The following is a 24516-nucleotide window of genomic DNA, read 5'->3' on the forward strand; positions in this document are numbered from 1 at the left end:
GTTGCTCTGATATGTTTCTGATATAGTAAAGAATACACAATCAGGCTCCATTTGAAACATAACAGCACATTCCAGTTAATGGGAATAGGGAATATTATTTAGGCAAAAACACTTCGAAGGTAGAGCCTTCTCCCAATCGACTTTCCACTACGATTTCACCTTTATGCAGCTCAATGATTTTCTTCACAATAGACAAGCCAAGACCGCTCCCTTCAGCCGTCCGAGTACGCTGCTTATCGCCTTTATAAAACCGTTCAAAAATACGCTGCTGATCCTCCGATGAAATGCCAATGCCGCTGTCCTCGATCCGCACCTTCACATGATGCTCCGTTTGGCTGAGCATGACCTTGACATTGCCGTGGTCCGGAGTAAACTTGATCGCATTATGGATGAGATTGACCCATACTTGACTCAGCATTCCTTCATTCGCCGTTATTTCCGTTTCAGGCAGTTCCAATTCCAGCTCAAGCTCCTTCTCCAGCCATTGCGGCTCGCAAGCAAGCACAATACTTTCAAGCTGCTGATCAAGGCGATAGCTGTGCGCATCAAGCTCCTGCTGCTCCGATTCCAGCGTAGTAAGCTTGAGCAGGTTATCGCTTATTTTGGAAAGACGCGTCGTTTCCTTCTCTATGATGGATAAATAATGTCTTTGCTCCTCCAGACTAAGTCCTTCGCGCTGCAGCGTGCTCGCAAAGCCGCGAATTGACGTTAATGGCGACTGGATTTCATGCGACACATTCGAAATAAACTCCTGACGAAGCCGCTCCACCTGCTTCAGCTCAGAGGCCATATCATTTATCGACTCAATGAATTGTCCGACCTGACCTTGATATTTATCCATCTTAATGGTGACATTGAAATCGCCCTTGGCCATCCTTCTGATCGCAGCTATCACTTCCAGCCAAATGGCTCTCTGTCGCGGTCTCGCAATTAAACCAAATAAAGCGATAGAAAGAAACATGAACACAATGCCAAGTCCCCAATTGATAAGCTGTCTGATATAAGGAGATCCATCCACCTCATAGTTGTCATAAAACCAATTCAACAGCCAATAGGCAAGAGAAAAGGTTAACCCGCTATAAGCAAACAATAAGGTAATAGACATTGAAAATCGCAGCACTATACCTATCTTAGAAAAGCTTTTCTTCATTTCAGCTCCTCCAGCCGATAGCCTAGTCCGCGAATGGTGCTAATTTTGATGGAGAGGCTCCATGCCACGAACCGCTCTCTCAATCGATTAATGTGCACATCAAGCGTCCGCTCATTCCCATCAAAGTCATAACCCCATATCGTTTCAATCAATTGATTTCTTGTCAAAGTCCGTCCGATTTGGCTTACTAGCATGAACAATAGCTCAAACTCCTTAGGGGGGAGCGTAATGGCCTCCCCATGAACCTTAACCTCAAACGTTTGCTTATCCATCAGCAGCTCTGCTGCGGATACCTGCTGCGATATGGCGATACGGTAGCGCTTGAGCAATGCTTTCACTCTCACAGCCAGCTCGGCAGGATCGAACGGCTTTATTAAATAATCGTCTGTACCTAGATTAAAGCCGCGCACCTTATCAACCATTTCACCTTTGGCGGTCAGCATGAGCAGGGGAATATCATATTGGCTTCTCAGCTCCTTGCAGAGCTCCCAACCGTCAAGCTTAGGCATCATAATGTCAAGAACAACCATATCTGCGGGTGAAGATTCCATCCTCTCCAGCGCTGATTGCCCATCCTCTGCCTCCTGCACAGTCAGCCCTTCCCTCTGCAAAATAACACGGACAAGCTCCCGAATATGCGGATCGTCATCAACTACCAGCACATAGCCCATTTGAATTTCCCCTCTCCTTGTTTTACGCCGTTTGGTTCATGCGGAGCTGGCCATTGGCAAATTCACGGTACATTGCATGATTTGCATACAGCTGCTCATGCGTCCCGACGCCTGTGATTACGCCCTTATCCAAGAACACGATGGAATCAGCATCTACCACCGTAGACAAACGATGGGCAATTACAACTGTCGTTCGGCCGATCATTAAGTTTTTGAGCGCATCCTGAACGACTTCCTCTGATTTGCTGTCCAAGTTGGAAGTCGCCTCATCCAGCATGAGAATTTGCGGATCTCTGAGCAGCGCCCTAGCAATCGCAATCCGCTGCCGCTGACCGCCGGACAGCTTGATTCCTCGTTCTCCTACTTCTGTAGAATAGCTCTCTGGCAAAGCTTCAATAAATCCGTCTGCGTATGCCATTTGCGCCGCTTTCTTTATTTCTTCCTGGCTTGGCTCTCGGTCAAGTCCATAGCATAAATTATCTTTAATTGTGCCAGCAATAATCGGGCTCTCTTGGGAGACATAGCCGATTCCTCTTCGCCATGATCGAAGCGACGTATCCTTTATATCCGTCCCTCCTATTTTAATGGAGCCGGAGGTTGGTGCATAGAACCGCTCCAGCAGCGAGAACAGCGTCGTTTTGCCGCTTCCGCTCGGGCCGACGAGAGCCGTTACCTTGCCCGCTTCAATACGCAAGCTCACATCACGAAGAATGGCCTCTTCCGCTTTGTAGGCGAACGTCACATGATTCACCTCAAGCGTCTGATTTAATTCCTTTAATGGTTTGCCGTTGTCCTGCTCTTCCTCTTCTGAATCCAATATACCAATAATGCTCTCTGTCGCTCCCATTGCCTTCTGAAATTGCGTGAAAAACTGAGAGATTTGTGTAATAGGCAGCATAATTTGGAATAAATACATAATGAAAGCGACCAGTTCTCCCGCCGTCATCGCTCCTGATGACACTTGCACTCCGCCAAACCCAATCAAGCAAACGAGCAGCAGGATAATGACAAATGAAACCATTGGTGAAATCAAGGCCTGCATGCGAGCCTCCTTCAAGCCAAATCGGAATAAGTTGTTGATTCCTGTGCGGCCTTGCTCATATTCTGCCGGCTCAGAGCCCGATGCCTTGACCAAGCGAATTTCCGATACGACACGGTTAACAACCGAAGTGAAGCGAGCATTCTCCTCCTGCGTTGATTTGGAGATCGCATACATTTTCCGGCCAATCGGCACCATAATGAGGGCAGCAACGGGAAATACGGTAAGCATGATGAGCGTCATCTGCCAGTTCATATAGAACAGGATGGATAATGCGCCGATTACTGATAAAATTCCAGTGAAAAAACCAGTTACATGCTCAGTAATAAGTCCCTTCAAAATAGCCGTGTCATTGGTGAGTCGGCTAATCGTATCCCCGGATGATTTGTTATCATAATAAGGCACTGGCAGGCGAAGCAGCTTGCTCCACAGCCGTTCACGGATAGCAGACACAATTTTATTGCCTCCATAATGAAGGAAATAAACCGATACCCCTCCTGATACTACCTGCGCGATAAAAGCGGCCGCCATCATTATAATTTGCCCTGTGCTTAAAGAACCGAATGAAAATCCATTTACAAGGTTTTTCGTGAACAACGGTATCGTCAGACTGACCAATGTCGTTACAACACTAAGTACTACTGCTATCGAAAGCAATACTTTCGGCGGATTCGACTGCATAATAAGTCCGATGAAGCGCCGAATGTTATTTTTTTTATTTTCCATAACTGCTTACCCACTCCTCTATATCTGCTATCTGCTTTTCTGTTCTCCACCACGCTTCCTACTGTACTCCCCCAATTTAAACAGAGTTTAAACGGTTAACAACCCTCTTGTTCTTGCTCTTCCTCAGCATGTACTTATACCTTATACACATAAACCTTTGTTCGATAGAAATCTCGGCAAACGACTACTCGCTCCGGCTCCCAATCCGGCAGCGCGAAACAAATACTTATAATATGTGATCCAGGAGCCAGCCGAGCATGGAAAATGGGATTTAACCGCTTCATTGCACCCGGATAGAGATAACACACAACCGTATCCACATTCTCATACGAATATGTGTATAAATCACCTCTAATAAACGATATATTGGTTTGATTATTGATTTTTTGGACTAAAAAAGATATCCACATGGGGATAACCGAATTTTCTATCCCGACAATTCGGCGCTTTGGGAAGCATCTCCCAACTTGAAGGGCTAGCGTGCCCCAGCCCGAGCCCGCTTCCACCAGCAAGCCGCTGCTGGACAGCCTTCTCAGCTCATGGACAACCGCCTGCCTTACAGGCGCCGATGACGGCATCGGAGATATGCCGTTTCTCCAGCTCCTGTATACAATAGAAATAAGGGCTAGCAGTGCAGCAGCAGCAAGCGCTAAAGATACTGCTTCATAAACATCCTTCTCCATTCTCTAAATCTCCTTCTATTAGCTATCGCATTATGCAGAGTCACCTATCGACATAAGAAAAAAGGATGATTCCGGCATGCTGCCGAAACCATCCTTGCAGATGCGTTATGTCTTATTTCCTCTGCGCACCTTCAATAACTTGCCCTTTACGGTTGTATTCTTCATAAGCTCCAGCACAAGGGATCCTTTGCCATTAAGAATTTCAACATCCGTTACATGATCCAATATGGTGATGATACCGATATCGTCCGCAGAAACACCATCCAGCTTAGCAATCGTTCCGACGAAATCAACAGCTCTAAGCTTCTTCTTCTTGCCGCCATTGAAATTAAGCTTCAAGATTTGCTTATTCAGCTGCTCACGCTTGTCTTTCTTGAGGACAGGACCGATATTCAATTTTTGTTCGAAATCATCCCTGCGAAGAGAAACAGCCTCTTCCGAAGGCGCCTTTGCTCGAGTGATACTAAAGCCGATATAGTCTTCAATATCTAATACGCGGCGGCCATCCTTAGGCGCAACGAAGGTAATAGCTTTGCCTGATTTGCCTGCCCGTCCCGTTCTGCCCGTCCGATGGACGTAGCCTTCCTTCTCCAGCGGAATATCGAAATTAATGACATGCGTTATATTCGTAATGTCGATGCCTCTCGCCGCTACATCCGTTGCAATTAAATAACGGAACTGTCCTCTTCGGAACGCATTCATTACTTCGAAGCGCTCATCCTGCTCCATACCGCCGTGAATCCGATCACATGGGTAATCAAGCTCTGCCATTCTTCTAAATACGTGATCCACATTCTCCTGCGTGCGGCAAAAAATAATACAGCTGTCCGGATTTTCCACGACCAGAACATCCTGCAGCAGCGCAAATTTATCCGCTTCCTTCACTTCAATAAGAGAATGCTCTATCGTAGCGGTAGTAAGACCCGCAGCCTTGATCTCGATTGAAACAGGATCTTTCATATATTGGCGCGACAGCTTCGCAACATCCTCTGGGAACGTTGCGGAGAACAGCATCGTTACCCGATCACTCGGAAGCTTCTGAATGATGGACTGCACCTGCTCGATAAAGCCCATATTCAACATTTCATCAGCTTCATCGATAACGAGATATTTGACGCGCTCCAATGCCATTGTACCGCGTTCAATATGATCAAATACGCGTCCGGGTGTACCCACAACCATATGCGTTCGCTGCTTCAGCTCTGCTCTTTGGATATGGAAAGGATGCTTGCCGTATACAGCGGTTGCCTTAATCCGCTTGAAGCGGCCGATATTCATAATGTCCTCATTCACCTGAAGCGCCAGCTCTCTCGTTGGCGTAAGAATGAGCACCTGCGGTTTATTTTCATTCCAATCCACAAGCTCGCACAGCGGTATGCCGTAGGCTGCGGTCTTGCCGCTGCCCGTTTGCGATTTCACAACAAGATCCTTCCGCTCAAGCGCAACCGGAATAACCTCACTCTGCACCTCTGTCGGCGTTTCGTAGGAAAGGCTTTCTAATGCTCTTACAATTTCATCACTTAGTTTATAGTCTTTAAATCGTAACTCGCTCATGTGTAAACCTCTTCTGCGTATTATTGGCATGGCCTGCCTATGATTAGGCTTATCGGAAACATGTTTACATTAAGAATAGCATAATAACTTGGTTTTGCCGTCATAATGCTCAATTACTTCCCCCGTACTACACATACAAGCTGATAAGCTCTGCTATTATTTCGAAGGTACTACAAAAAGTGAGTACTAGTTGCTTGTTGAACGGGTCATTATAATACAAGACATACCAACAAGAAAGGCATGTGAGTTTAATGCTCCGCTTAAATGTTACCCGAGTCGGATTTCTAATGGGCATTTCCCTGTTGCTTGCTTCCGTCATTTATTTCTTTGCCGCGAACTGGACCGGTCTTGGCCGTGCTGATAAAATTCTCGCTTCCGCAGGCATCATGGTTCTGTTCTATGGCGTTTCATTTATTTTCTCAAAAATGAAAATCATGCTGGGCCATCATTCGTTTCTATCGGCAATCTTTCTCGTGGGAGGCTGTATATCATTCGGAGCTTCGGTTGCTCTCCTTAATCAAATCTACAACGCGCAGGCGGATACCTATACCTTATTTCTCGTATGGTCGATTCCTGCTCTGCTCATGAGTATGATTACCCGCTATAATCCGTTTTATATATTGACGTATATACTTGTCCATTTAACTTTATGGCAATATTTCTTTCCTACGTCCTTACATGTATTTCATACCGACAAACAGCTTCTGCTGATCGGCTGCCTGTTCACTCTGATTAACCTTATTCTATTTGTTGTGACAGATGTGAAATGGCTTAAATCGACACCGCTTAAGGTAATTAGCTTTATGATGTTCCATACTTCTCTGCTTATTTCATCTGTATCCTTCGATGTAAGCAGTTATAAGCTATGGCTGAACACGGCTTGCGTACTGGCCATTGCTGTCGGGTTTTATTATTTTTCGCGTATTCGGTTGAACAAGTTGATGCTTACGCTTAATGCGCTTGCCGTATCCGCTTTCTCCATATTTAAATTTGTAGAGCTCTTGTCTAAATACGCCTCTACCGCTTTCTTTATATATGGACTCGTATTTGTCGCTTTATTATTGACAGGAAACATATGGTTCTTCCGTTATTTAAATAAACTTGGAAGCAGCTCCTCTGATGATGGAGAGCGTAAAGCCGATGAGCATAATGAAGCGCATAAAAGTATGCTTGCGGGCAGAATCGTATCCCGAATTGTCACAATACTTGGCGTATTCATTGGCAGTATCTCTCTTATAGGACTAGTGCTTCTTGCCTCTGAAGGCACAGACATCAAGCCGCAGCATATGCTGTTCGCGATTGCACTGCTATTCATCATTCCTGTCATCCTGCTCCCTCGCATCAATGCGACTATCCGATATACCGTGCTTACAATCGGCTACGCAGCAGGAATGGTTTCCATTGTTTGGATGCATTCGTCTATTCTTTCACTTCTTTTCTTAATCGTGACGATAGCAGGCTGGTTCAGCCTGAATGGACGGGCTCAGCATATATTCACTTATTCGCTGATTAATCTGAATGTCTCGATTATTTTGCTTCAGCTCTTTGATTCTGTCCATCAATCGAATTCCATCATTGTCCTCATTCTGGCGTTGATGAATGCGATTATATATGAATGCCATTTCCTGCTGCGTGAGGGACCGTTGAAGCAGCATATTAGAGAATGTGGACTATTGTTCACCTTGCTCTTCATGTTCTGGCTTACCATTATGACCGACATATTTCCTTATTCATACGAATTGTTTAACATCTTGAACTTCATCGTCGTAACCTGGTTGGCCTTCTTCTTCGTGCGACGCGGTAAAGTGCCGGAAGCAGCAATGAGCTTAGTGTTCTGGTTCGTATTTATTGGACTGAAATATTATGATTTATTTTGGACGCTTCTGCACAAATCTATAACCCTTGCCTTGCTTGGCGTAATAGCGATTGCCATTACTTATATTTTCGCATACCGGACTCATGCCCGCGCACCGGAAGAGGCTAAAGCCAACCATATCCTGCTTCGGAAAAGCCCAATTATGATTGCTATCGTCATCCTTCTGCAGCTTGGCTATATAGGGTATCATGCAGCTGCGAATGAGATACTGATCTCAAATGGTACATCCGTCAAGCTTGAAATCGCGCCGCTTGATCCGAGATCCCTGTTACAAGGAGACTATGTCACACTGCGTTACAGCATTTCTACACCGCCGCAAGCGGTCATAGCTGAGTTGGAATCACGCCCAGGCTTAAGCCGAATCAAGGTCGTGCTTCGGCCTGATGCGAGCGGAGTCTATGTGTTTGATCGTTTATATAAGCACGGCGATAAGCTGGCGGATAAGGAAATCATTATAAAAGGAACCGTAAGCGGCTCACATAACATCTATTACGGGATCGAGACATTCTTTGTGGCCGAAGGCACGGGGATAGAAACCGAACAAAATGCCCGTTACGCTTATATTAGAGTGAGTTCAAACGGAGATGCCTTGCTTGAGAGGCTGAGCCTTGATTAAAGACTGCCGAATAATCAAAAAATAGCAGGAGTTATGAACTCGGGTCGAGTCATTCCTCCTGCTATTTGTTATTTCAGCTCGATACTGTTAATCATTAACCTGTTAATTCGCAATTTTGCTAAGCTCAGGGAACTCCTCCAAATATCCGTTCCGCTCAAGCTCGAGCAGCGCCTTGCGAATACTGTGCTCATCTTCTCCCGACTGGTCAGAGAGTGAGAGCAGCTCGGGAATCGTAATATTCGTATGCTCCTTGCAATAAGTGAGAAGTCCTTTGGCTGCCCAAGAAAGGCGATCATCCTGGAATTCACCGATCATTTTGCGGAACAATTTATGTGGGATCAGCTGTTCATCAACTAATAATTGCATCGCTTTAACGGTCTGTTTCTCCGTCATTCGGCCTTTTTCTGCAATCTCGCTTAATGTAATGGCTGCGGAATCCGCGGTACAGGAGCTTAGCACGATATAAATCATTTGCGAATAAATATCCAAGCCTGGCTTATGGAAAACCTCTGTAGAAATAGTGAAATTACGAGTGTAACTTGGCAGTGTTTCAGTTGTCATCATGATATTCTCCCTTCCGATTAGTCTATACCATAATAAAGGTTCGGAAGAGGCGATTCAAATCAGGCTGTATTAGAAATTACTAATCCTAAGCTTCTTCATTCTTTTCAGCATAAAAAGCCATCGTATCTCGCATAAACAAGGCTAAGCCTTCTCCGAATTTATCGATATTTTTCGTGAAACGCTCGTCTGCAACATACATTCCTCCTAAGCCCTTGAACGCTTCCAGGGAATAGCTGCCCATTCCATTCAGGAATACGAACCATTCATGAATGGCTGCTTGCGCTTCATCCGAGTCTGGACGTTCACTGCGCAAAGAGGCTAGCTTGGTGTAAATCGCATTCATGCCTTTGGTCATGTCCTCTTGCTCCTGCTTCGACATACGGCCCATCTTGGCCTTCGATTCTTCTACCGCCTCATTGCCCCAGCGCTCTCGAGCCTCTTGCTCATAAGGATTGCTGTTGAAATCGAAGCCTTCAAATTTTTGTTCATTTGTCATTTGTATTTCTCCTCTCGCATGCTTAATCGTTCGGTCAATCGTCCTAATCATTTGATCCAAATGCTGACGTTTGTCGAGCAGCATCTTTCGGTGCAGGAGAAGCGCTTCTTCTGTGTTGAAGGATGGACTACTGATAATCGCTTTAATCTTATTCAGAGGGAAGCCCAGCTCTCGGAAAAACAAAATCTGCTGCAGCAGTTCCAAGTTGCGCTCCGAATAAATACGATAGCCTGCCTCGGACAGCTTCTCCGGCTTTAACAGACCGATCTCATCGTAATGATGCAGCGTGCGCACGCTGATCCCTACTAAATCGGATACTTCCTTTACTTTCATCGCTAGCAGCCCCCCTTGATTCCTACTATAAAGGATGACGCTGCGTGAGAGTCAACAATGCTTCTAATTTTATTCAACATAAAAAAGCCGACCTCTTGGAATAAGAGATCAGCATGCTCCGATTACAGCTATTCAAGATTAATGGATTTTAATCCATAATACTGAGAATAAACATTATTAGGCCATCTAGTGGAGTCTTTTCCGATATCTGACACGAAGACATGGCTTAAATAGCTTTCTAATGGATTATTGTAATCGATTGAGAAGGCTGAAACGGTAAGAGTATCGTTCCCTTTCTTCAAATTCTCCTCTATGAATGCAATCCGTGACTGATTCTCATGTTTGAGTTGCGCATATTTAATGAAAACTGCGCTCATTGAAACGACTAATAATAAGCTCAGTGCTGCCGAGTAGATCATTTTTTTGTTTATAAATGCATTCCTAACGGCATTGATTCTCAACAGGCTTACTACTCCGATCATTAAGAACATGCTTGATCCAAAGCCTGCTCTGAACGGGAAGTAGGGTGATACAAACATTATTATATTATTGAGGATACTTATCCAAATGAACAGAATTGAGTAGACGACATCTGTTCTGTTCTCTTTCATAAACACCATAAATGTAAAACCGGGCGCTGCTTTCTTGATATGCATGAATATGATGCCTACAAATAGGAATAATGCGATCCATAAAGGGGTTTGATATAGCATGATTTTCAAAGTCATCATGGCTGGTATTTTAATATGGTACAAGGCAAAGGAATAATCATCAGCTTTTCCTTGTTGATTGGCTCTCACCAAATTGCCAGGCGCCAAGATAAGAAAAAGGAACCCGATCAATGAGCCGCCTGATCCTGTTATCATCCAAATATCGAGCCGTTTCTTGACATAAAAGTAGATAATGAATATAGATAAAATTATAAGCGTAGATAGTGCAGTATTCTCATTGCTCCAGCCTGCCAGAACACCTAGAACCAGCATCGAGACGCGGCTTACGAAGCTATCCTTAACTTCACTTCCAAGCAGCTTATTTCTAAAAGGAAGAAGAAATAAAAGGATAAAAACAGAGGTCCACAAATAATTAACAGAACCAATTAACCAGACATTGGTTTCACCAAAGGAAGGAAAGCTAGTCCAGCAAAAGAAAAAAATTAATAGCAAAATGGTGACGGATTGATACTTAAGTTGAATTCCTTGTGAGTGCCTATATAGAAGATAAATAAAAAAAGTAAAAACAATAGCGTTTAAAGTTGAACTCACCCCATTATTTGTCATGAGTAAAATTTGACCAATGGTATGGGATACCGATCTTCCGCCCCATTCAAAATAATGGATATACTGCGATCTTAACACATCCACAATATTCTCAATTCGCTTAGACTTATCCCACATGAATGAATAATTGTAATCATCGGCAAACATAGGCGATAAGAGATTAATGACAAGCATATAAATAAAAATTCCGATTAATAACAGTATTGTGCTTGATTTTATACTCATCATTCATTACCATCCAATTATTATTTTCGACTCTATTTCACTGCAATTCTCAACTTTATTTCTCACGAAAAGCCTTCCTTATAGGATAGGCAGTTTTTCTTTCATGTTCTCCCTAAATGAGCTTTTCTCCCCGTTATACTCAACTACAAAATACAAAGGTCTCTGTTTGGTCTCATTAAACACTCTTCCCAAGTATTCACCTATAATGCCTAATGAAAGAAGCTGTATTCCGCCCAAGAATAGGACTACTGTCATCAAAGAAGCATAGCCCGCCACATCTTCTCCAAACAGCAATGTTTTGATTACAATCCATCCTATATAAAGAAAAGCGATAATAGAAATTATGCTTCCTGATAATGCAGAAAGTCTCAGAGGAGCTGTTGTAAATGAGGTAATACCTTCAATCGCTAAATTAAATAGCTTGAGATAGTTCCATTTGGTAGATCCGGCTGCTCTTGCATCGCGATCAAACATGATTTCTTGTTTATGAAAACCAATCCAACTAAACATGCCTTTGGTATATCTTTGTGTCTCGCGTAACGTTTTTAAAGCCTCGATGCATCTTCGATCCAATAAACGAAAATCCCCTGTATTTTCTTGAATAGGGATTCTCGTTAAACCTTTTAATACACGATAAAAAATACTCGCTGTACTTTTTTTGATCCAAGATTCTCCTGATCTGCTCTTTCTCTTTGCGTAGATATCATCGTACCCTTCTTCCCAGCCCTGAATCATTTGCGAAATAAGCTCAGGCGGGTCTTGAAGATCGGCATCAATAATGACAACTGCGTCTCCTTTGACATAATCCAGCCCGGCAATCATAGCAACCTCTTTCCCGAAATTACGGGATAAATCGATATAGTTGACTCTATTGTCGTTTTCCCTAAGAGACTTCATGATGAATAGGGTATTGTCCTTACTGCCATCATTTACAAAAACCATTTCAAAGCGATAATATGGAATTTGCTCAATGACCTTATTAAGTCGCTCATAAAGCTGATATAATACTTCTTCCTCATTAAATGCTGGGATAAGAATGGATATTAATTTCATAGTGCCTCCTATGGCTCATTCATTTATAATAATATCCAAAAACTCTTTATAGCGAACAGAGAAAGAACGAAAACACGGTTGATATGTTGGAAAACGGTGGTGTACAGGAAGAGTTTAATTCGTTATTAAGAACATGTCAACAAAATATTTTCTTCTTATATTGAATCCTAGAGATAGTGCACATACTGAGCGCAAAAGAAGAAGCTAATCTCACAGGATCGGAGAATAGCTTCTTCTGTATGAACGGTATGTGCTTGGATGGATCTTATCTTTGATTTCTGCCATCGCTTCTCTGGCGACCCGCTCGCCTTCTTCGATAAAAATAGACGAATCCTTGAAATGATAGCGGCTAATCCCTAACTGTGGGCTAATAATCACATCTGCCACCTGTAATTCCTCTTGAATCATTCTCTCACTCATCATATCCATCGTTTTGAGGATGGAGCAAACAAAATTTTTGCCGGGAGTTTTGGTGAATGTCGGTGCGCTCACATCAACAGCAATAGCAATATCCGCCCCCATGCTTTTGACTAGTGCCACTGGAACAGGGTGCACGACTGTACCATTAACTAATGTACGTCCCCCAATATTGACAGGCTTAATTAGACCCGGTACAGCTGTTGTTGCCCGAATGGCTTGAGATACTAGGCCTGTTCGCAGAATATGTGCTTCTCCTGTATTCGCATCTGATGCCACTGCTGCAAATGGAATGTTCAAATCCTCGAAATATTTCTGTCCGATATAGTTTTCCATAAACCGTTCCATTGGATTATTGTTTGCAATAGCTATTTGCGACAAGTTCAGACGGAATAGCTGTCGCCATCGCAGGGTAGGCAATACGCGTTCAAATTCCGATATGGGCTGGCCTGAAGCATAGAGAGCGCCGATAAATGCCCCTACGCTTGTCCCAGCGATCATGTCAATCGGAATTCCCTCCTTCTCCAGCGCTTTGAGCACACCAACATGCGCTGCGCCCCGAATGCTACCGCTGCCGAGCGCAAGACCGATTGTCGGCCTAGAGCCCGGTGCCCGGTGCCTGCCGAAGCGAATATGGTTATTACGAATGATTCTTCCATTGCTTATGATATAAGCCTCGCGTACGACACGCATAAGCTCTGCCACATTGCCTGTTAGGAACGGAAATAAACTCAGCATCCGAAGCGCTTCCTGCGAGATCACATCCTGCGGACTTTCGGCTCCTGCCTGCTCAAGAAAATAATGGACAAGCTCTGCTGTATCCTCGCTTCGCTCCCGCAGCGGAGCAATATGCAATTGCTGCGCATTCATCATTGGCAATGACTCAGCTGTAAGAATGACGCGCGTTTCCCTGCTGGATTGTAAGATCTCATTAATAATATGAGCAGGCAAGCGTTCCGCCTGTCTTAAGACAATCGTTCCTCCGGCAGCAGCTCTAACCTTCATGTCCCACATATTCAAATTAAAATCCGCGCTGTCAATATTCAGAAGCGGTAAGCTCTCCATTCTGGAATGATAATGAATAGCTGCTGCTGCATGAGCTTTCCCCACTCCATTCTCGCCTACGATGCATAATGGCTCTACATGCTCGGATAAACGTTCGATTTCATAACGAAGCTCCATCATCTTCTTACTTCCGCCTATGAGCTTGCCGTAACGCTGCTTTCCTTCCTGTTCAAGCTGATTAATAATGACATGGCTCTTAACATGCTCTTCCATTACTCTCTCGTTCGAGTTCTGAATGCGCTTAACCATGGCCTCAATCATATGGTTGCGAAATGCGGGACTGCCATCCATCATAAGCTGTATCCCTTCTCGTGACATGGATACAGTTGACACGTCATCCACCGCCTCTACCGTCGCACTGACGGTGTCTCCGGTGAAGCAGGACATTTCGCCAATAAAATCGCCCCTTCGGAGCGTAGCTATACGTACTCTCAACTCATTTTCCAAATAAACGGATACGGTTCCCGACAGCAGAATATGAAAGGTCTCTCTCACTTCTCCTTGACGAAGGATAACTGTGCCTGCGGTGAACTCATATTCCTTCAAATAAGGCAGAAGCAGCGTTCGCTCACTTTCCTTTAATCCGTCAATAATAGGGTAAACTTGCGTTTTTATCTTCATATAGATTCATTCCCCTAATTTCACCTGCACCTGCAGATACTTGTTTCTGATCATTTTACCAATAAAAAGAAATTTGATATATAATAAATTATTTTGATTTCGACGAAACTAATCACAAATGGGACGTTTTCCGAGCCGAAACCACTTTTTTTGCAAAAAGTTATAAATTTCTTTTTAACTTTTGCCTCAAACGATGTAGAATAGAGGTAATGGGTTTAAATCCGATTAGCTCCAGCTCGCTATTACTTCATTCTGCGCCTTTATCAGGATTTGGCTGAATTGCCAGCACAGACACACGTTTCGGAAACTATGTGAAAAGTGTAACAATCTTTGAAGGGCTTGCTATCATTCCGTTAGCGACTGAACGAATCGAGACTACAACTTACTCTCAAATTTACGTAAAGGAGGACATTCTCTTATGTCACAAATTTCTACTGGACAAGAGGTTGCAGCAAGCCTCGCCGAAGAAAAGCAGTCGTTAGATGTACTTGATCAGTTAATGAAGCCGGAGGTTCAACAGTCTCTTACTGTATTGGTGGATAACCTTCCTAGGCTTGCTGAGATGGTTACGCTTATGACTAAGGCTTATGATTTCGCACAAAACATTGCTACAGACAAAGTGTTAATCAACGATTTCGCTCAAGGTATTGGTGAATTCGTCAAACCAGTTCAAGACAAAGCAAAAGGTATTGCAGCAGCTGCAATTGAAGCCGGTGAGCGTTCGCAAGAAGCTTCAGGTTCTACTGTCGGCCTGTTTGCTATGCTGAAAATGCTGAAAGACCCGGAAGTTCAAAAAACGCTTCGCTTTGCACAAGCATTCTTGAGCGTTCTGTCTGAACGGAAAAACGGAAACGCATAATAAGAAATACCTATAGATCGAATGGAGGATGAACATGTCGAAACAAATTTTAATTCTCGGTGGCGGTTATGGTGGTCTTCTTACTGCTCTAACAGCACGGAAGCACCTATCTGCAGCAGAAGCGAATATTACAATCGTCAATCGTTTCCCAACGCACCAAATTATTACTGAGCTTCACCGCCTTGCAGGTGGTACGATTGCTGAGCAAGCTGTTGCATTGCCTCTTAGCAAGCTGCTTAGCGACAAACAAGTTAATATTATTGTAGATACTGTACAAGAAATTAAACCTAACGAAAAGCAAGTCGTTCTTGCCAGCGGACAGGTACAAAAGTATGATTCCCTAGTTGTTGCTCTTGGCAGCGAAACGAACTACTTTGGTATTCCTGGACTTGAAGAAAACAGCCTTGTTCTCAAATCTGTTGCTGATGCTAATCGCATTCGTACGCATGTTGAGGCTCGTCTGGACGCTTACAAACAATCCGGTAACAAAGCAGACGCAACGATTGTTGTGGGCGGCGGCGGCTTGACTGGCGTTGAGCTTGTTGGTGAATTTGCAGATAAACTTCCTGAGGTTTGTCGCAGCAAAGGCATCGACTTCAATGATATTACACTCTATTGCGTAGAAGCCGGCCCTGCCGTTCTGCCAATCTTCCCTAAAGTACTTATTGATCGCGCTGTAACAAGTCTTGAGAAACGCGGCGTTAACTTCATTACAAGCGTAGCGATTACAGAAGCTACCAAAAACTCCGTATCGCTTAAAGATGGACGGACGATCGAATCCAGCACAATTATTTGGACTGGCGGCGTAAAAGGAAATCCAGTTGTCGGAAGCAGCGGCCTTGCTGAAGATCGCGGCCGTTCAACGGTTACGTCTACACTACAATCGACTTCGCATGCTGATGTATTCCTAGCAGGCGACTGCGCAGTTGTATTCCCAGAAGGCAGCGAACGTCCTTACCCGCCAACAGCTCAGCTTGCTTGGCAAATGGGTGAAACGGTAGGCTACAACCTAGCGGTTCAAATTAAAGGCGGCGCTATGCTTAACTTCTCACCAGTTTTCTCCGGTACACTGGGAAGCCTTGGTCGCAAAGACGGCGTCGGTACAATCGGCGGCCATTCTACACAACTGAAAGGCCTGCCTGCATCACTTATGAAGGAAGCAAGTAACATTCGCTACCTTTCACATATCCACGGTATGTTTGCACTAGCATACTAATATAGAAAATATAGCAAAGAAGGAGGGGCAGCCAGCCCCTCCTTCTTCTTTTATTTCTGCGCTGCTTACCATTCTTTGAATGGCTAAACATACGTCTAGAAGATGCCAAAAAATTACTTATAAGCATCAACGATTCGATCGCTGTAATTAGTGAAAAAGTAGGCATCCTGAACACTACATACTTCTTCACGCTGTTCAAAATAACTATGGATTATCGCCTAATCAATTTCGAGAAGTACATTCAAAATGGCCAAAAATGGTCGTTATCTCTTATATTCGCATAAAATTGGCCGTTACCTAAGAAGATTTATCTCTTCTCGGAAACGGCCAATCCCTTTATTTATATGGGTTTATCGAGGTTATGCTACCAAGTAACACTAAATAATATCAAGTATTACCCGTAAATATGTCACTGAGTATCACTAGGTATTACCCCATATTACCAAGTAATACAAAACCGATATTTTCCCTTTTTTTAACTCCAAGCCTCGATATCATCATCATCAATTTCCTCTTCCGCAGCAGGCTCAGAAACAGGAATCACAGGTTCGAAATTTACTTTTTCTTCCGTTTCTATACCTGCAGCCGTTTGTTCAATTGCTGTTGGAAACGACTGACGATCGATTTCCTGAGACCATGTCGAAGAGCCTTGAAGTACGCTTCTTTCAGCAGGAACATAGGCCTGCAAATTCCGCACGCCATTCTGAACAATCTCTTTTTCCATTAAATATCGAAGTGAATCCATCAAGTTCGTTTGGGCATTCAGCCACTGCATCACAAGAGGGTCTTCCGATTTCTTCGTTTTTAAGCTAATATTTTCACCAGGCTGTTTTGTTTTTTTCATACAGGTCACCTACCAAAATTGCTATAATTGCATCCAAATCTGCTTAAACAGGCTGAACCGCTTTGTTCTTGAGCGCCTCATAAATCTTGCCCCGTACAAAAGCATCTAGTCCCATGGCATTCAATTTCACTGCATAATTCGCAGGAATATACAGCAGCTGCATTTCCCGTTCAGCACATAATTCCTTTATCGCTGGGTATAGAACCGAACGCATGAGAATGCTTCCGCCGCCATATACGCAGATCAAATCAATTTCATTACGCGCCTTAGTAAGCTGTTTTTTGACATGCTGCACAATTTGCCGAACTTGGCTCTCAAGCGGTCTTTTCAACGTTTTGAGCGCGCGCGCATGGTATTTGTGCTTCGGGTTTTTTATGACATCGCTGAAAAATTGTCTTGGGCTGTCAGGCAGATGGATAAGGCGGTTAAATTCGTCCAGCGCCTCTTCAATCGCATAACCGGCTCCATGATGGCTGCCGTGCACGAATTGACGCAAAAATTTATTGCCTTCCGTGATTGGATATTCAGTTGAACCGTCACCAATATCGACATGAAGAATTCGTTTGTCTTTGAAATAGCTGCCGTTGAATTTCTTGTCGATGTCATAGGACTGTAGAAAATCTTCAAATATTTCGCCATCTCTCCAGCTGCCTTCAGCATCCTTCTGAAGGGTGAAGATAACAGGTGTCGCTTCCGGTACTACTTTGGCGAAAGGAAATACAATCTTCACAGCCACTCGCTTAATGCCAAGATGAACGGTCACATGATGAGAACCAGTCGTGAAGCGTTTCTCGAATTTAGCGGATGTTTCATCCGTATGCTGTGTAACGGGCAGAGCCGTCGCCATATCCACCTCTATGTCGATGTGGTCTGGTATTTTCTTCTCTTCCTCATAAGCCTTCTGAACAGCCATAGCGGCGATCTGAGCGAGTGTATTAATGACCGGCAGATCCATATCGCTCTTCAAATCGATACCAATCTGCAAATTATCGAGAATCTCGCCGCTCTCCAGCGCGAACTTGCCCACATAATACATGCCAGGTCTTGTCGCAGGTGAATCGATCGTTACGACTAACTGATCCTGCAAGTTTTTCATAAAGCTTTCCGGCGTCTGCTCTTCACTCCATGGAAGCTCGTCCACCGTACAATTAACATTCGGCTGTTGAATTAATTTACCGTCAATAATTAGATCATGCTCACTGTTTCCGTTATCGTTGCCTACAAAGAAATGATAATCCATTTGCACTTTCCTCCTATAAAAGGTTTGAGGGATAAATCGCTTCAAAAGGTTAACTTCAATTCAAACTTCCCGTAGTAATACTTTGCCATACAAAGTATTAGCTTACAACGCGCTTAAGACCTATGACCAATTAATCTTTTCTCATAAAAATTTGTCAGAAATTGCATTGAAAGTGAAAAAAGCCGATCCGGATACGGATCAGCCGATATGATTCAACGAATTAATTTCAAATCCTGATATTATTTTTATCTACTGTCCACTTTCGCACGTTATAACTTCAAAAGTTGAAACTAACTCGTCGAATATGAAGTGTTTTAGATTAATCTGGTGCCTTATCGTACAAATCAGGCCTACGATCGTAAAATGGCGCAACTACCCCGTGCTGACGATTTTCTTGCAGATGGGCGAAATCGATATTCGCCATGACCATGCCATGCTGATTCTCTTCACCGATCGCAGCAATACCCTTTTCGGTAAACGGCAAGTCGCATGGCGTAAACACACCTGCCTGACAATAGCCATAATCGATCTGCGGGCGTTTCTCGGGAAGCGATCCCACTATGCCGCTTAATACAACAAACAGCTGGTTTTCAATCGCTCTAGCCTGACTGCAAAGGCGTACACGATGATAGCCGAAGACGGTATCCGTATAAGATGGACATAATATCATCGTTGCTCCGCGCTCTGCTGCCACTCGGGCAAGCTCTGGAAACTCAATATCATAACAAACAGCAATCGCTATTCGTCCCCACTTCGTATCCACTATGTTGAGCCTATCCCCTTCTATTAATGACCAGCGGTCACGCTCTTCCGGCGTCAAATGCAGCTTGTTCTGTTCTTCTATTCGCCCATCCGGAAAAAATAGCGAAGCTTTATTTACAAACCCGCCCTTTTCCTGGGTAATATGTGTGCCGCCAACAATAGCAACGCCGTATTCACAGCTGCTTTGCTGAAAAAAATGCCTGTACGCATCCGTAAAGCTGTCTAAATAATGACAAGCTGCATAATGAGTCATTGCTGGCTTGAAGCTTAGCAAATGCGCGGTCAAATATTCGGGGAAAAGAAGGAGCTTCGCGCCCCGATCGACTGCATCTTTGATCATCAAGCTGAGTCGATCCCAAAATTGGTTCTCCGTTTGGACATCTGACAGTCCATACTGCATCGTAGCAATGTTCAACGTCCTCATGGCTAGCTCCTTTGCTACGAACGAATTTGCAACGAATAAATATCCGTTCGACGATCCCGGAATGTTAATACCTCTTTGGACTTGCGATGCCGCATTAACGTTTCCATATCAACCTCGGCCATTATGACCGTTTCCGTATTTTCACTGCATTCCTCCGCAATGCCGTCACGCGGGAAAGAGAAGCCCGTTGGCGTATATACGCCAGACTGCGCATATTGGATATCCACATTGTCGACATGTGTGAGATTGCCCACTGTGCCTGAGGTAACGGTATATACTTGGTTCTCTATCGCTCTGGCTTGAGCGCAATACTTTACTCGAAGGAACGTTTGCCGATCCTCCGCACAGAAGGGCACAAATATAATTTGAGCGCCTTCCTCCGCCACAATACGTGAGATTTCCGGATATTCAATATCGCTGCTGAGCTGGATCGATATTTTGCCGCAGTCGGTATCAAATACTTCCAATCTTGAGCCGCCGTTAATCCCCCACCATATCCGTTCATTCGGCGAAATGTGAAGCTTGTACTGCTGCTCTATCGTTCCATCACGCCGGAATAAATGCCCTACGTTATAGATCCGATTATTATGTTCAATAAAATGAGAGCCTCCGATAATATTGACATTATATTTAACCGCCAGCTCTGTAAACAGCTCCACATACTGCGTCGTAAATGTCGAAAGCTTACGAACGGCGGAGCTTGGCGAGCGCTCATCCAGGAAGGATAGCAGCTGCATGGTTACATTCTCGGGAAAAACCACGAAATCCGACTTATAATCAGCAGCAACATCGACATAATGCTCGCACTGCGTAGCAAATTCCTCGAAGCAATCAATTTTCTTCATCATATATTGGACAACACAAATACGAATAGGGAAGCTCAGCTTATAATGTGTTTTACTATTGCTCGGCTTATAGTCGATATTGTTCCATTCCAGCAAAGCTGCATAGTGCATCGAAGCGTCATCATCCGGCAAATAATTCGTAATAATACGCTTAAGCGTAAAGCCATTCATCATTTGGAAGGTAAGCACCGGGTCATAAATATTTTGCTGCAGCACCTCTTCTGCATACTCCCTCGGCGACATCTTATCGCTATAGTTGTGGTAGCCGGGAATGCGTCCCCCTACAATGATGCTTTTGAGATTCAATTGCTCGGCAAGACGCTTCCTCGCTTCATACAATCGTCTGCCGATCTTCATTCTCCGATATTCGGGATGCACCATAACCTCCATGCCGTACAAGCTCTCGCCTCGTGGATTATGATTGCGGATAAACCCTTTATCCGTAATTTCTGAATAGGTATGTTGATCCATATAATCATCGAAATTAACGATTAAGCTTGAGCAGGAGCCAATAATTTCTCCATCCAGCTCGACACATATTTGGCCCTCAGGGAAGATGCGAATATGGCTCTGCATCTGACTCTTTTTCCACGGGTCCATATTCGGAAAGCATACGAGCTGAAGCTCAATGATTTTCTCAATATCCGTCTCTACAATATTCCGAATGATCATTTTTTTCTCAAATTGCGATATTTGATCCGATGTCATATAAATTCCTCATTTTCTATTTTTTATCCATATTCGTTCGGATCTTTAATCCGGAATGAGCAGACCGTACGTATAGGTTTTGTAATGCAGGGAAAATAATACGTCAATCTGGAGCGACCGTTCTAAGCCGCTCCTCCCTACGCTATTCTTAAACAGCAGACTCCATTAATGAAACAAAAAAAAGCACAAACGATCTTGTATGAACAAGTTCGTTTGTGCTTCTTACGAATGAAATTTTTAATTAGCTCTTATCTCAAGCAGCTCATATTTGATGACGCCCATTGGGGCATTTACACTAATGATGCTGCCTACTCCCTTGCCCAAAAGCTCTTTGCCCAGCGGGCTTTCATAGGAAATTTTGTTCTCGGCTACATCCGCCTCTTCGGTTCCAACGATCTTATATTCAATCTTCTCGGAAAATTCAATATCGTTTAAGATGACGGTTAAACCAATGCTCGCTTTCGATAAGTCTAAACTATCTTCTTCAATAACACGAGCTTTCTTCAGCATCTTATCCAGAATGAGAATTCTTGTTTCCATAAAGGATTGATCATTTTTGGCGGAATGGTATTCGCTGTTTTCCTTCAAATCGCCGTAGCTTATCGCTAACTTGATACGAGCAGCCAGTTCCTTGCGCTTCACATATTTCAAATCATCCAATTCAGCCTGTAATTGCGCCAAGCCCTCTTTGGTTAAAATCACTTCATCGTTTGCCATTTGCCCAACTCCCATTTGCTTTCTTTGCTTTATTCTACCCTATATCCGCAAAATAAGCGAAAAGAGAGAGATGGGAATAAAAAAAATCGTTCCCGCTAAAAACTCGGAAACGATTCCTTCTACACGGGTTGAATTAAGCTTTCGTCTTCTATGAAATCAACCTGTCCTGGCGACATCGAAGCAATTCGAGCTAAGGAATGAACCTGCACGCCTTTATTCTCAAGCAGTCCGCGGCCCTCTTGGAAGCTTTTTTCAATCACGCAGCCGACGCCAACCAGTTCAGCTCCCGCTTCCTTCACAATATCGACTAAACCAACCAAAGCAGCGCCTGTAGCCAAGAAATCATCTACAATAAGTACTTTGTCATTTGGTCCTAAGTATTTCTGTGAAACGCTGATCTGATAGGTTTCCTGCCGCGTGAACGAATGAACAGGTGCGCTATACACCTTCTCTGATAGAGTGACGGCCTTCTTTTTCTTAGCATAAATAAAAGGAACTTTCAGTGCGATTCCCGTTGCCATTGCAAATTGAATGCCGCTGGCTTCGATTGTGAGTACCTTCGTAATTGACTGATTAGCAAATAAACGTGCAAACTCTTGCCCAATTTGGAGTGCGAGCTCGGTATCCACCTGATGATTGAGAAAGGAATCGACCTTGAGCACCGTATCAGAGAGGATTAATCCCTCTTGGCGTATACGTTCTTGAAGTACATTCATCTGATTTAATCACTCCTTCTGGCAAAATGATAAAAAAGAACAGACCCCATGAGTCCGTTTACTCAAGTGAAGCCTGCCCTATTGGTCTTTTCCTTCATAAAAAACACAAATAAAAGAAAAGATGACCTATATGCGATTTCACTCATAGTCGGTCGATTAATGTGGTCGTCCGGTAGAAACGAATGGGCCATATTCCCATTCATATACGAGTCGTATAAAGTTTTACTTTGTTTATACTACACGCTCTCCCGGGCGGTTTCAAGAGGAAAATTTAATAACTACAACCTTTAAAACTAGAAGGTCGTGAAGTCCAGCCAGCTTTGCAGCCTATATAAAATTCTCTTCAAAAATATGGTCTTATCGCGATAGGCATCGTAACCAAGTGTAAATACAGCATCTTTATTTCCCCATAGCCGATCAAAGTACTGCTGGACATCCTTAGCGACCTTGCTTTCTTCAGGCGCGTTAACCCATAGATTTGTTTCTAGATTCAGATCATCCAGGTTGCGAGTCGTAAAATTTGTTGAACCATTGTGAATAATTGCACGCTTTTTGTGTTGAATGAGCATCAGCTTCGTATGATATTCCTCTTGTCCTATATTATACCAACGAATGTTAATACGATTATCCGATTTCTTCAACAGCTCAGAAGCAACGGGTCGATTGGGTATCCCAAATTTCTTATTGCCGAAAGCATTCTCGTTCGGATCAAGAATAAGCTGGATATGCACGCCGCGGGTTGATGCTTCCAGCAGCTTTGCAATAACCTCGCGGTCAGCCAAGTAAAACATCCCCATCCATATCGTATCGCCCGCTTCCGTATCGGACAGATTCTTCAGTACATGCTTCATAATCTTGCCCTCTGTCAGAAGACGTACCTCGATGTCTCCGCGTTCTTGTTCGGCTCGGCTATACTCGGGCAGCGTCAAAGCTTCCGATAAGTCTATGGCCGCCTGCTCGCTCTCAAGTGCGTCGCGAATAATATTTCCGTTTACCTGAAACCCACTGTTAGAATGATAAAAGCTGGCATCGTGAGCATTGCCACTGAACACGAGCATCGTTTGATCCGTCACGACAACCTTCCGATGATTCGCTTTCGCATTCAGCGCCTTCAAATAGGAGCGCATCGTCATATCCGGTGCTGAATTTGCTAACAGGTTCGTCAGCCAGCCTTTGCCGGACTGTCCGAACCACTTCGCGAAAATTCGCCAACCGGCTGAGTAGAGTGGATTCGAATCCCGCAGGGGATCAACATCAGTGACTAGCGTTTCAATTCCCGATGCCCGCAATCGTACAAGATCGGGAGAAGGATGTGAGCCGTACGATGTGTTAATGTCATCTGTTATGACTACAATTGACAGCTCCGGATACTCCCTCTTCTTAGCTATTAGCGCTTCTGTTAAGGTGCTGCTCAGCGGTGGGAAGGACTGGCCCTTCTTGTAAAAGCCGTTATACAGAAACATGTCTATTACAATAAATTGCTTGGCTTCCTTAATCGCTTGAAACACGTGTTCAAAAATCGTCTGTTCCATGAGCTGCTCACCTTGCCCTTGGCCTTTGTAAGTCAAATCGGATAGAAAACGAATATCCTTATCGGTTACATAATGAATGGGCCCTTCCATGGATATTCCATCCGGCAGCGGTTTTTTGGTGTGATACACAGCAACACAACTATAGAAAATGACGAAAATGAGCAGAGCCAGCAGTATGTATCTGATTTTATATCTCATGGCTTGTTTCTCTCCCCGTATTTTGTCTATACATGACTACCGCTAACTCGAACAGATTGAAACAAGTACGGAAGCTTATCCTCTAGCTT

At 43.9% G+C, this 24516-nt stretch carries 20 protein-coding genes and 1 riboswitch; of the genes, 3 read left to right on the forward strand and 17 right to left on the reverse strand.

Going from position 1 to position 24516, the window contains the following annotated elements:
• Positions 1-94 precede the first annotated feature (94 nt).
• The 5 genes from CEF13_RS27530 to CEF13_RS27550 form a co-directional block, all read right to left on the reverse strand.
• Positions 95-1150, reverse strand: a complete 1056-nt coding sequence (locus tag CEF13_RS27530; RefSeq protein WP_102715860.1) for a sensor histidine kinase — start codon at positions 1148-1150, stop codon at positions 95-97.
• Positions 1147-1821, reverse strand: coding sequence for a response regulator transcription factor (locus tag CEF13_RS27535; protein WP_102715862.1), 675 nt, complete (start codon positions 1819-1821; stop codon positions 1147-1149). Before CEF13_RS27535 ends, CEF13_RS27530 begins: the two co-directional genes overlap by 4 nt.
• Positions 1822-1843: 22 nt before the next feature.
• Positions 1844-3586 carry an ABC transporter ATP-binding protein gene (locus CEF13_RS27540; protein WP_102715864.1) on the reverse strand — a complete coding sequence of 581 codons (1743 nt, stop codon included), beginning with the start codon at positions 3584-3586 and terminating at the stop codon, positions 1844-1846.
• Between the two features lie 134 nt (positions 3587-3720).
• Positions 3721-4269 (reverse strand): class I SAM-dependent methyltransferase, encoded by a 549-nt coding sequence (locus tag CEF13_RS27545; protein WP_102715866.1) that lies wholly within the window; start codon positions 4267-4269, stop codon positions 3721-3723.
• A gap of 105 nt (positions 4270-4374) precedes the next feature.
• Entirely contained in the window at positions 4375-5823 is a 1449-nt protein-coding gene (locus CEF13_RS27550; RefSeq protein WP_102715868.1) for a DEAD/DEAH box helicase, read from the reverse strand.
• A 251-nt stretch (positions 5824-6074) separates the two neighbouring features.
• Here CEF13_RS27550 and CEF13_RS27555 point away from each other — a divergent pair, with 251 nt between their 5' ends.
• Positions 6075-8315: a GDYXXLXY domain-containing protein gene (locus CEF13_RS27555; RefSeq protein WP_208414739.1), complete on the forward strand. Its 2241-nt coding sequence runs from the start codon at positions 6075-6077 to the stop codon at positions 8313-8315.
• 102 nt (positions 8316-8417) lie between these two features.
• Here the strand turns inward: CEF13_RS27555 and CEF13_RS27560 are convergent, their stop codons facing one another.
• The 5 genes from CEF13_RS27560 to CEF13_RS27580 form a co-directional block, all read right to left on the reverse strand.
• Entirely contained in the window at positions 8418-8879 is a 462-nt protein-coding gene (locus CEF13_RS27560; RefSeq protein ID WP_170067043.1) for a hypothetical protein, read from the reverse strand.
• A gap of 85 nt (positions 8880-8964) precedes the next feature.
• Positions 8965-9708 (reverse strand): MerR family transcriptional regulator, encoded by a 744-nt coding sequence (locus tag CEF13_RS27565; protein ID WP_102715874.1) that lies wholly within the window; start codon positions 9706-9708, stop codon positions 8965-8967.
• 128 nt (positions 9709-9836) lie between these two features.
• Positions 9837-11213 carry a DUF3329 domain-containing protein gene (locus CEF13_RS27570; RefSeq protein ID WP_102715876.1) on the reverse strand — a complete coding sequence of 459 codons (1377 nt, stop codon included), beginning with the start codon at positions 11211-11213 and terminating at the stop codon, positions 9837-9839.
• Positions 11214-11288: 75 nt separating this feature from the next.
• A complete protein-coding gene (locus tag CEF13_RS27575; protein ID WP_102715878.1) occupies positions 11289-12263 on the reverse strand; it encodes a glycosyltransferase family 2 protein in 975 nt (324 codons plus the stop codon).
• 210 nt (positions 12264-12473) lie between these two features.
• On the reverse strand, positions 12474-14366 hold the full coding sequence (locus tag CEF13_RS27580; protein WP_102715880.1) for a patatin-like phospholipase family protein: 1893 nt from the start codon (positions 14364-14366) through the stop codon (positions 12474-12476).
• A gap of 418 nt (positions 14367-14784) precedes the next feature.
• Between CEF13_RS27580 and CEF13_RS27585 the strand changes: the two genes are divergently transcribed.
• Positions 14785-15225 carry a helical membrane plugin domain-containing protein gene (locus CEF13_RS27585; protein ID WP_102715882.1) on the forward strand — a complete coding sequence of 147 codons (441 nt, stop codon included), beginning with the start codon at positions 14785-14787 and terminating at the stop codon, positions 15223-15225.
• Positions 15226-15259: 34 nt separating this feature from the next.
• Entirely contained in the window at positions 15260-16441 is a 1182-nt protein-coding gene (locus CEF13_RS27590) for an NAD(P)/FAD-dependent oxidoreductase (RefSeq protein WP_102715884.1), read from the forward strand.
• 475 nt (positions 16442-16916) lie between these two features.
• On the opposite strand, the gene CEF13_RS27595 is transcribed toward CEF13_RS27590, so the two are convergent.
• The 7 genes from CEF13_RS27595 to CEF13_RS27625 form a co-directional block, all read right to left on the reverse strand.
• Positions 16917-17285: a hypothetical protein gene (locus tag CEF13_RS27595; protein WP_102715886.1), complete on the reverse strand. Its 369-nt coding sequence runs from the start codon at positions 17283-17285 to the stop codon at positions 16917-16919.
• Between the two features lie 43 nt (positions 17286-17328).
• Positions 17329-18525, reverse strand: coding sequence for a ParM/StbA family protein (locus CEF13_RS27600; protein WP_102715888.1), 1197 nt, complete (start codon positions 18523-18525; stop codon positions 17329-17331).
• A gap of 319 nt (positions 18526-18844) precedes the next feature.
• On the reverse strand, positions 18845-19711 hold the full coding sequence (locus CEF13_RS27605) for a carbon-nitrogen hydrolase family protein (protein WP_102715890.1): 867 nt from the start codon (positions 19709-19711) through the stop codon (positions 18845-18847).
• 14 nt (positions 19712-19725) lie between these two features.
• Entirely contained in the window at positions 19726-21264 is a 1539-nt protein-coding gene (locus CEF13_RS27610) for a bifunctional GNAT family N-acetyltransferase/carbon-nitrogen hydrolase family protein (protein WP_102715892.1), read from the reverse strand.
• Between the two features lie 237 nt (positions 21265-21501).
• On the reverse strand, positions 21502-21981 hold the full coding sequence (greA, locus tag CEF13_RS27615) for a transcription elongation factor GreA (protein ID WP_102715894.1): 480 nt from the start codon (positions 21979-21981) through the stop codon (positions 21502-21504).
• Between the two features lie 119 nt (positions 21982-22100).
• Positions 22101-22697, reverse strand: coding sequence for a xanthine phosphoribosyltransferase (locus CEF13_RS27620; protein ID WP_102715896.1), 597 nt, complete (start codon positions 22695-22697; stop codon positions 22101-22103).
• A 125-nt stretch (positions 22698-22822) separates the two neighbouring features.
• A riboswitch (purine riboswitch) is annotated at positions 22823-22926 on the reverse strand.
• A 64-nt stretch (positions 22927-22990) separates the two neighbouring features.
• Positions 22991-24427, reverse strand: a complete 1437-nt coding sequence (locus CEF13_RS27625) for a phospholipase D family protein (RefSeq protein ID WP_102715898.1) — start codon at positions 24425-24427, stop codon at positions 22991-22993.
• Positions 24428-24516: the final 89 nt, after the last annotated feature.

It is taken from the genome of Paenibacillus castaneae (genome assembly GCF_002884445.1).
Taxonomy (GTDB): Bacteria; Bacillota; Bacilli; order Paenibacillales; family Paenibacillaceae; genus Pristimantibacillus; species Pristimantibacillus castaneae.